Source organism: Gemmatimonadales bacterium, assembly GCA_030697825.1.
Lineage (GTDB): Bacteria > Gemmatimonadota > Gemmatimonadetes > Gemmatimonadales > JACORV01 > JACORV01.
The window spans coordinates 1-8,008 of sequence record JAUYOW010000249.1 but is presented as its reverse complement, the minus strand read 5'-3'; the positions used below and the strand labels follow the sequence as shown (position 1 = coordinate 8,008).

11 protein-coding genes are annotated in these 8,008 nt (G+C 69.5%); 7 read left to right on the top strand and 4 right to left on the bottom strand.

The window, feature by feature from the left end; all coding sequences use genetic code 11:
* Positions 1-2,225 (bottom strand): heavy metal translocating P-type ATPase (locus tag Q8Q85_12770; GenBank protein ID MDP3775127.1); only part of this gene is annotated, 2,225 nt, incomplete at its 3' end.
* A 7-nt stretch (positions 2,226-2,232) separates the two neighbouring features.
* Complete coding sequence (locus tag Q8Q85_12765) at positions 2,233-2,508, bottom strand: metal-sensitive transcriptional regulator (protein MDP3775126.1); 276 nt, start codon at positions 2,506-2,508, stop codon at positions 2,233-2,235.
* 101 nt (positions 2,509-2,609) lie between these two features.
* On the opposite strand from Q8Q85_12765, the gene Q8Q85_12760 reads away from it, so the two are divergent.
* Genes Q8Q85_12760 through Q8Q85_12730 form a run of 7 tightly spaced genes read left to right on the top strand, consistent with a single transcriptional unit; the run spans position 2,610 to position 6,568 of the window.
* Positions 2,610-3,029 (top strand): hypothetical protein, encoded by a 420-nt coding sequence (locus Q8Q85_12760; protein ID MDP3775125.1) that lies wholly within the window; start codon positions 2,610-2,612, stop codon positions 3,027-3,029.
* Positions 3,030-3,074: 45 nt separating this feature from the next.
* Positions 3,075-3,923: a hypothetical protein gene (locus Q8Q85_12755; GenBank protein ID MDP3775124.1), complete on the top strand. Its 849-nt coding sequence runs from the start codon at positions 3,075-3,077 to the stop codon at positions 3,921-3,923.
* A complete protein-coding gene (locus Q8Q85_12750) occupies positions 3,907-4,965 on the top strand; it encodes a hypothetical protein (GenBank protein ID MDP3775123.1) in 1,059 nt (352 codons plus the stop codon). The genes Q8Q85_12755 and Q8Q85_12750 overlap by 17 nt, the downstream gene beginning before the upstream one ends.
* Entirely contained in the window at positions 4,962-5,186 is a 225-nt protein-coding gene (locus Q8Q85_12745) for a hypothetical protein (GenBank protein ID MDP3775122.1), read from the top strand. Before Q8Q85_12750 ends, Q8Q85_12745 begins: the two co-directional genes overlap by 4 nt.
* A gap of 3 nt (positions 5,187-5,189) precedes the next feature.
* Positions 5,190-5,660, top strand: coding sequence for a nuclear transport factor 2 family protein (locus tag Q8Q85_12740; GenBank protein ID MDP3775121.1), 471 nt, complete (start codon positions 5,190-5,192; stop codon positions 5,658-5,660).
* A 46-nt stretch (positions 5,661-5,706) separates the two neighbouring features.
* On the top strand, positions 5,707-6,213 hold the full coding sequence (locus tag Q8Q85_12735; GenBank protein ID MDP3775120.1) for an efflux RND transporter permease subunit: 507 nt from the start codon (positions 5,707-5,709) through the stop codon (positions 6,211-6,213).
* A 10-nt stretch (positions 6,214-6,223) separates the two neighbouring features.
* The gene (locus Q8Q85_12730) at positions 6,224-6,568 is read left to right on the top strand and encodes a P-II family nitrogen regulator (GenBank protein ID MDP3775119.1); all 345 of its coding nucleotides are present in this window, start codon (positions 6,224-6,226) and stop codon (positions 6,566-6,568) included.
* Between the two features lie 573 nt (positions 6,569-7,141).
* Here Q8Q85_12730 and Q8Q85_12725 read toward each other — a convergent pair.
* Positions 7,142-7,318, bottom strand: a complete 177-nt coding sequence (locus tag Q8Q85_12725; protein ID MDP3775118.1) for a hypothetical protein — start codon at positions 7,316-7,318, stop codon at positions 7,142-7,144.
* A 19-nt stretch (positions 7,319-7,337) separates the two neighbouring features.
* Complete coding sequence (locus tag Q8Q85_12720) at positions 7,338-7,697, bottom strand: CYCXC family (seleno)protein (GenBank protein ID MDP3775117.1); 360 nt, start codon at positions 7,695-7,697, stop codon at positions 7,338-7,340.
* Positions 7,698-8,008 lie beyond the last annotated feature (311 nt).

Here is an 8,008-nt window from a genome sequence, read left to right as displayed (position 1 = left end):
ACCGGACTGAGCAGCAGCCCGAACGCCGGATACAGGACCCCCGCCGCGATCGGCACTCCCACACTGTTGTAGACGAACGCCCAGAACAGATTCTGCCGGATATTCCGCATCGTGGCGCGGGAGAGCCGCCGGGCCCGCGCGATGCCGCGCAGATCCCCCTTGACCAGCGTGATCGCCGCGGTCTTGATCGCGACGTCCGTCCCCGTCCCCATCGCGACGCCGACATCCGCCAGCGCGAGCGCCGGCGCGTCGTTGATCCCGTCGCCCGCCATCGCGACCACGCGCCCCTCGGCCTGTAGGCGCCTAACGACTTCCGCCTTTTGATTCGGCAGCACCCCGGCTTCGACGCCGTCGAGACCGAGCTTCCCCGCCACCGCCAGCGCCGTCACGCGATTGTCGCCCGTCAACATGACGACCCGCACGCCCTCTCGGCGCAACAGGTCGAGCGCCTCCGCCGTGGTAGCCTTGATCGGGTCCGCAACGCCGAGGACGCCGGCGGACCGCCCATCCACCGTCAGGAAGACCACCGACTGCCCGTCACGCGCCAGCTCCGCGGCGCGCTCTCCGAGGCCGTTCAGGGCCACGCCCCGGCCCTCGATGAAGCGTTGGTTGCCGAGCGCGACCTGCTTGCCGTCCACGACACCGGTAACACCCTGCCCCGGGTGAGACTCGAACTGTCGCGAGGAAGGTATGCCGAGCTGCTTCGCCTCCGCGCCCGCCACGATCGCCGCCGCGAGCGGGTGCTCGCTCCCGCGCTCGAGCCCCGCCGCGAGCCGCAGCACCTCGTCCTCCGTCACGCCCGTCCCCGCGACGACCGATGCGAGCCTGGGCTTCCCCTCGGTGAGCGTGCCGGTCTTGTCCACCACGAGCGTGTCCACCTTCTCGAACCGCTCCAGCGACTCGGCGTCTTTGATGAGCACGCCGGACGTCGCCCCGCGCCCCACCCCGACCATGATGGACATGGGCGTGGCGAGGCCGAGGGCGCACGGGCAGGCTATGATGAGCACGGCGACCGCGTTGACGAGCGCGTGCGCCATTCTCGGCTCCGGACCAACGAGGCCCCACACCGCGAAAGTGATGACGGCGCCCGCCACGACCGCCGGCACGAAGTACCCCGAGACCACGTCCGCGAGACGCTGGATGGGCGCGCGGCTCCGCTGCGCCTCCGTCACGGTGTGAACGATCTGCGCCAGGAAGGTGTCCCGCCCCACCCGCTCGGCGCGCATCACGAGCGAGCCGGTGCCGTTCACCGTCGCGCCGGTGAGCCTGTCGCCCGCCGCCTTGCCGGCCGGGATCGGCTCGCCCGTGATCATCGACTCGTCCACCGCGCTCGCGCCCTCTAACACGATGCCGTCCACGGGGACCCGCTCGCCGGGCCGCACGCGCAGGCGGTCACCGACATGCACGTGCGAGAGCGGGATGTCCGCTTCGGTGCCGTCGATGTTGACGCGGCGCGCGGTCTTCGGGGCGAGGCCGAGGAGCGCCTTGATGGCGGAGCTGGTCTGGCCGCGGGCGCGCAGCTCGAGGACCTGGCCGAGGAGAACGAGGACGGTGATGACGGCGGCGGCCTCGAAGTACAACGGCACCTCGCCGCCCATGCCGCGGAACGAGGCCGGGAAGATGCCGGGCGCCACCGTCGCGACGAGGCTGTAGCCGTACGCGGCGCCGGTCCCGATGCCGATCAGCGTGAACATGTTGAGGTGACGATTCACGAACGATTGCCACATGCGCACGAAGAACGGCCAGCCGGCCCAGAGCACCACCGGGCTCGCCAGCGCGGCCTCGATCCATGGCAGCGCGCCGCTCATCATGAGACCGGCGATCGGATTGGTCGGGAGCAGCTCCGCGAGCATCATCGCGAGGAGCGGCGCGGTCAGCACTACGCCGATCCAGAACCGGCGCGTCATGTCCACCAGCTCCGGGTTGGGACCCTCGTCCTCGCTCGCGACCCGCGGGTCGAGCGCCATGCCGCACTTGGGGCACGCCCCCGGGCCGATCTGCACGACCTCGGGGTGCATGGGGCAGGTGTACTCGACGCCCCCCTGACTCACCTGACTCCCCTCACTCCCCTTACTCCCCTTACTCCCCTGAGAATACCGTGTCGGCTCGGCGCGGAACTTCTCGAGGCAGCCCTTGCCGCAGAAGTAGTAAGTCGTGCCCTCGTGGTCCAGCGAGCCGGCAGCCTTCTCCGGGGCAACGTCCATGCCGCAAACGGGATCCTTCACGGTCTCCTCACGTCGAAAAGCGGCTGATGACGGCCATCAGCTCGTCGAGTTTGGCTCGCTGGTCATCCTTGCGGCCGGACTTGACCGCGCCCACCACACAGTGGTCTACGTGCTGGCGCAGGATCTGCTCCTCGACCTTGCGCAGGGCGGCGTGGACGGCGCGCAGCTGGGTGAGGATATCCACGCAGTAGCGGTCTTCCTCCACCATCCCGACGATGCCCCGCACCTGGCCCTCGATGCGGCGGAGGCGCTGGAGCTGCGCCTGGTGGCTCGCGTGTCGCATGGATATACCATACGGGGGTATGGTGTCTGCGTCAAGGGGCGGCCCCGGCAGCACGGCGGACTGGAACCCGACCCCGGCGTTCGGGTATATTGCCATCGCTCATGATCCTCGGCCTGCTGCGGCTTCACCTGGTATCGCGCCTCTCGGCGGGGGCGATCGTCGCCGCGGCGGCGCTCGCCGTCATTCCCCGGCCGGCCGGCGCGCACCCCGCAAATTCTGCCGGCAACCCGCAGTGCGCCGCGCACGGCTCGCACGAGGGTGCTGTTGACCACGCGCACGGCGGGCGGGCGGCGCCCGGCCCCTCGATCGCGGCCGGCGCCGAGGGCGGATGCTCGCACTGCTCCGTGCCGGTGTGCGTATTCGTCTCACCATGCAGCTCGGCCGGCACCGCACTCGCAGTTACTCGCACCACCGTACGGCTCGCCCCGCGGCTCTCCGCACTGTCGCTCGCGGTGTGGCGGCCATCCGGCTCCCGCACCCAGGAACCCCCGACTCCACCACCGCACCAGCTCCTCTCGTAGTCGTTCGCTCGCGCTTTTCAACGACTTTCGAAGAGGAGTTGCATCATGCGTATCTCATGGCGGGCCGCCCTCGCGGCCGCCTTACTCGCGGGCACGGCACGGGCCGGGCGCGCGCAGATCGACTATCGGAACCTCGACGACGACCGTCCGGTGCTGCTGGAGGACGCATATCCGCTCGAGCGCTACGCTTTCGAGTTCCTGGCTCCCTGGCGCTTTGAGCGCGACAAGACCGGGCGGCGCGTCCACGGGTTCATCCCGGAAGTGGAGTACGGGGTCCTCCCCAACGCCGAGCTGGGGGTGAAGCTGCCGGTCGCCGCCCTCTCGGACGGCGGCGCCACCGACTGGGGCATCTCCGGCCTCCGAGTGTTCGGACTCTACAACTTCTTCACCGAAGGTCCGGTGCTCCCGGCCCTGTCGCTCCGGACCGACGTGACGTTCCCCGTCGGCTCCCTGGGCGGGAGCGAGACGCATGTCGCCGTGAAGGCCCTCGCCACGCGCTCCTGGGGACGCAATCGTCTCCACCTCAACGGCGCCTACGGCTTCGGCCGCCAGGGGACGGCCTCCGCCGTCGAGAGCGCCGGCCGCTGGTGGTACGGCGCGGCGGTGGACCACACGCTGATCCGGCAGAGCTCGCTCCTGGTGGGCGAGGTCTACGCCCTCCGGGCCGCCGACGGTGAGCGGGTGCAGGTCAACGCGTCGCTCGGCCTCCGGTACCAATGGTCGCCATACACCGTGCTCGACGCGGGCATCTCCCGAGGACTCCGGAGCGGCCTGGGGCCCGAGTATTCCCTGACATTCGGGATCTCCCGCGCCTTCGCGGTCGCGGGCCTCATGCCGCGGGGCCGCGCCGCGGCGCCCGCACCGATGGGAGGACACGATGCACGCCATCACTAAGGCCCTGCTGCTCGGCGTAGCGCTCGGACCCGCGTTAGGCGGTCCGGCGTCAGGCCAGGAGCGGCGGAACGAGCAGTTCTACTATCCGGGCTCGTTCAACTGGATGTTTCTGAGGAACTACCCCGAGGCGGGGCGCCTCTTCAACGCCTTCGACTACGGACACGCCGTCCTCTACGAGCGACTCTACACCCGCCCGGACTCGGCGGCGCAGACGACCGCGCTCGCACGCGAGTACCGGTTCCTCACCACGGACCTGCTGGTGCGCCCGCCGCGCTACGCGGTCGCCGAGGAGGTAGTCGAGCCGACGTATGCGCGCCTGGCGTGGCGGGCCAAGATGATGTTCGACTGGGCCCACATCCTTCACCGGCAGATCTACGACATCTACGCCGACGAGCGCCTCGGCGAGGCCCGGAGGGACTCGTTGATCGAGCGCGTCACCGACTACTACCTGAGCAACCGCGGCCTAGCGTTCGCCACGGCGCCCAAATCCATGGCGCTGATGGACGAGCAGTACTACAGCCAGGTCTTCCGGCGCCGGCATTCCGAGTTCAACGGCCTCATCTGGGCCTATCACTGGCTCCAGATCGGCCTCTACGAACCGCTCATCGCCGGCCGGACGCCGAGCGAGCGGAAGGCCGGCGTGAACGCGACTCTGGCCCGGTTCTGGGACATGCTGCGCGATCCGCCGCGGAGCATGCCGCGGGTGATGCCGATGACCGCGTCGGTGGCCCCGCTCTTCACGGCCCGGCACCCGCGCGCCGCCGTCATCTTCGACAACCTGCACATGATGCACGACATCATCTCGGACATCCTCGCGGCCGACACGGTATCGCGAGACCGCAAGCGCGAGGTGATCTACGCCGCGCTGGCCGAGTTCCGGGACCCGACGCGCAACGTCATGACGATGGAGGACTGGCTGATGATGGGCGACATGATGGGCGGGATCGAGGCGATGGGCGGTGCAGCGACCGGCATCCTGCGGTCGGCCGCGCGTGATTCGACGGCCGCTCCCGCTCCCGCGCACCGGCACGACGAGCGTTGACCGCCCTCCGCGATCGTCTCGCGCTCGGCGCGCTCGATTACCCGGTCCCCGCGCGCGCCAACCGCCTTGACTTCATGCTCGGGGCGCTCACGCTCGTGGCCCTCACCCTGCTGGCCGTCACCGGGATCGTCCTCACGCAGTTCTACAACCCGACTCCGCTCGGCGCGCATGAGTCCCTGCTGCTGCGGCGCTCCGCGACACTCTCTCACGACAGGAGTTGAGACATGCGATCACTGTTGCGTCCCGCCGTCGCCGTCCTCGTCGCAGGTGCCCTGGGCGCGCCGGCCGCGTCGGCCCAGTCCCACGACGAGCACCTGGTCACCGGGGTGGTTCAGGCGCTGGCGTCGTTCAGCCAGGCCAAGAACGTGGCCGGCCTGGACACGCTGTACGCGCCGGATGCGTGGGTGAGGATCATCGAGGGCGCCGGGGTCAACCGTGGCTGGGTGGACTACCGGGACCACCATCTCGCGCCCGAGCTCGCGGAGTTCAACAACTTCACCTACCGGTACTACGAGATCGAGCCGCAAGTGCGGAGCAACGTGGCGTGGGCATCGTTCCGCTACGAGCTGATCGCGGACACGCCGCAAGGGCACGTGGAGGTCGAGGGCAGAGGCACGGCGATCCTCGAGAAGCGCGACGGGCGCTGGCTGGTCGTGCAGACCCACACGTCGGGGCGGCGTCGCCAGGGGCCGTGAGGCCGGGGCCGGCAACCACCTGGCGCACGGTTTCGACTCCCGAGAGATGGACGGGCCGCGACCGCAACCGAGTTGCCGCGCCGCCCTCGATACATTTATTCTGCTCCTGTTCGGCTCCCTCAACTCGGCGAGCCAGGCCACACTCATCATCCTGAACGTGCCGTTCGCGCTGATCGGGGGGATCGTTGCCCTGTTCGTGACCGGTCAGTACCTCAGCGTACCAGCGTCGGTCGGGTTCATCGCGTTGTTCGGCGTGGCGGTACTGAACGGGGTCATGCTCGTCACCTGTCTCAACCAGGTACGCGCCGAGGGAGCCTCGCTCGAGGAGGCCGTCGTGCGCGGGACGATGCTGCGGGTCCGACCCGTGCTGATGACGGCCCTGGTGGCGAGCCTCGGGCTCGTCCCGCTCCTCATCGCGCGAGGTGCAGGCTCCGAGATCCAGCGGCCGCTCGCGACGGTCGTGGTCGGTGGTCTGGTCACGTCCACGTTGTTGACGTTGCTCGTCTTGCCGGTCCTGTACGGTGTGTTCGAGCGGCGGCGCGTCGAGTTCTAACGGGGGAGCGATGAAACTCATTGTTGCGATCGTGCGGCCGTTCAAGGTGACAGGCATCCTGGACGCGGTTGAGTCGGACCCCGGGTTTCCGGGAATGACCGTGCTTGAAGTCCGAGGATTCGGCCGGGAGAAGTCGGCACCGCATAGCCATGTGCCGGAGGAGGAGCTGGTCGATTTCGTGCCGCACACGGCGATCCTCGTGGCCGCACCGGACGATCGCGCGTCGGCGATCGCGGAGCACCTGGCGGACATGGCCCGTACCGGACAGCCCGGCGACGGCAAGGTGTTCGTGCTCCCGCTTGAGGCCGCCGTGCGTATCGCGACCGGGGAGCGTGGTGAGGCGGCGCTCCGGTGAGCCCGACGGAGCGCCCCTCGCCGTGGCGCACCGCTTTTGCGCACCGCACCTACGCCTCGGGACTTCTGTGGTCGGCGGGGGTCGCGCTGAGTTGGCTCACAGGCGTTCCAGACAGCGGCGGGTGGCTCGTGATCCGGCTCGACGCAGTCGGGCTGTTGTACATGGCCGCATCGGCGGTGGGCGGCGCCAACTTCTTCGGTGCCGCGTTCCGCGCCGCGCGGACCCTCAGACTCGACATGAACTTCCTCATGTCGGCGTGGTTCGGAACATCCTCACTCGACGGCTGCGCTGGCGCTGCGCCATGCTTCTTGGAACGCGACTTGCTCATTGCTGTCCTCCCTGCGGGTTAATCGCAGCCCGAGCCGGCCAGGCGGAACGCGAGGAGGTCGAGGTCGGTGACGAGCCGCACCGCCTCCCCGGCGCTTCGGGTGTGGAGGACGCATCCACCTCCGCTGCATCGCGGTCAGAACGTGAGCCGCAGCGCCGCCGCCCCGTTGTGCGTCGAGGGTGCGCCCGCGGCCTGCGGGTTCCTCAGCGAGTACTCCAGGTTCACGCGCAGGTACTCGGGGAGCGTCAGCGGCAGTACCCCCCCAGGACCAACCGGCTGGTCGCGTCACCGGCCGTGTCGCGGTCTGGATCTGCGGCCTCGTACCGCGTGTACATGGCCAGCGCGCTCTTGGGCACGTAGTGCTGGCCGGACAGCCAGTAGCCGAGGCCGCTGAGCCGATCACTCGCGAACTCGCCTCGCACTCATGCAACGCTCGGGGCCTCAACTCCCGAACTGGGCATCCACTGCCTGCCGGATCTGATCCAGGGTCGCTCCCCGCCCGTGCATCTCTGCGCCTATGATCGCCTCCCGTTGGCAGACCTCGCATGCCGCGCCGTGCTGGCTCTCGAAGCAGGTGAGCAGCGACCGGTGACCCGAGTGCTTGCTGCAATCGCAGTAGCAGTACAGGCCGTCGAGGACTTCGGGGTTTTCCCGCGCCGCGGCGTATGCGTTGACCTCGTTCATGTACCCCGTCAGCATCGAGCGCGGGAGGACGTTCGCGGCCGTGACGCCGGGCCGCGGCGTCGGATGACCGCCCTGCCCCCCGGAGCTCACCCCACGCGCCACTAGGCCGACAAGCACCAGCCCGGCGACCGAAACCGTCGCCCACCAAAGCCTCCGGCGCCAATTGCGCCCTTGACGTTGCTTGCCGCCTGCGCGGGCCGAATTCTCTCGTGTCATTAGTCCCCCTGTGCAATGTGCGCGCCCTGCGGCGCGGTTGAAAGTCGCTCGACCAAAGCCTAGAGCGCCGCGATGGCCTCGTGGAGTCCTGCCCAGTCCAGCCCGGGCATGTCCGGTCCACGAGGATGACCGCGCGCGCGGAGGCGCATGGTCACGCTCAGTGGTGTGGTCGCCCGTCTGGCGCAGCAGCCGGGACGGCGGCGCGCTGCTCC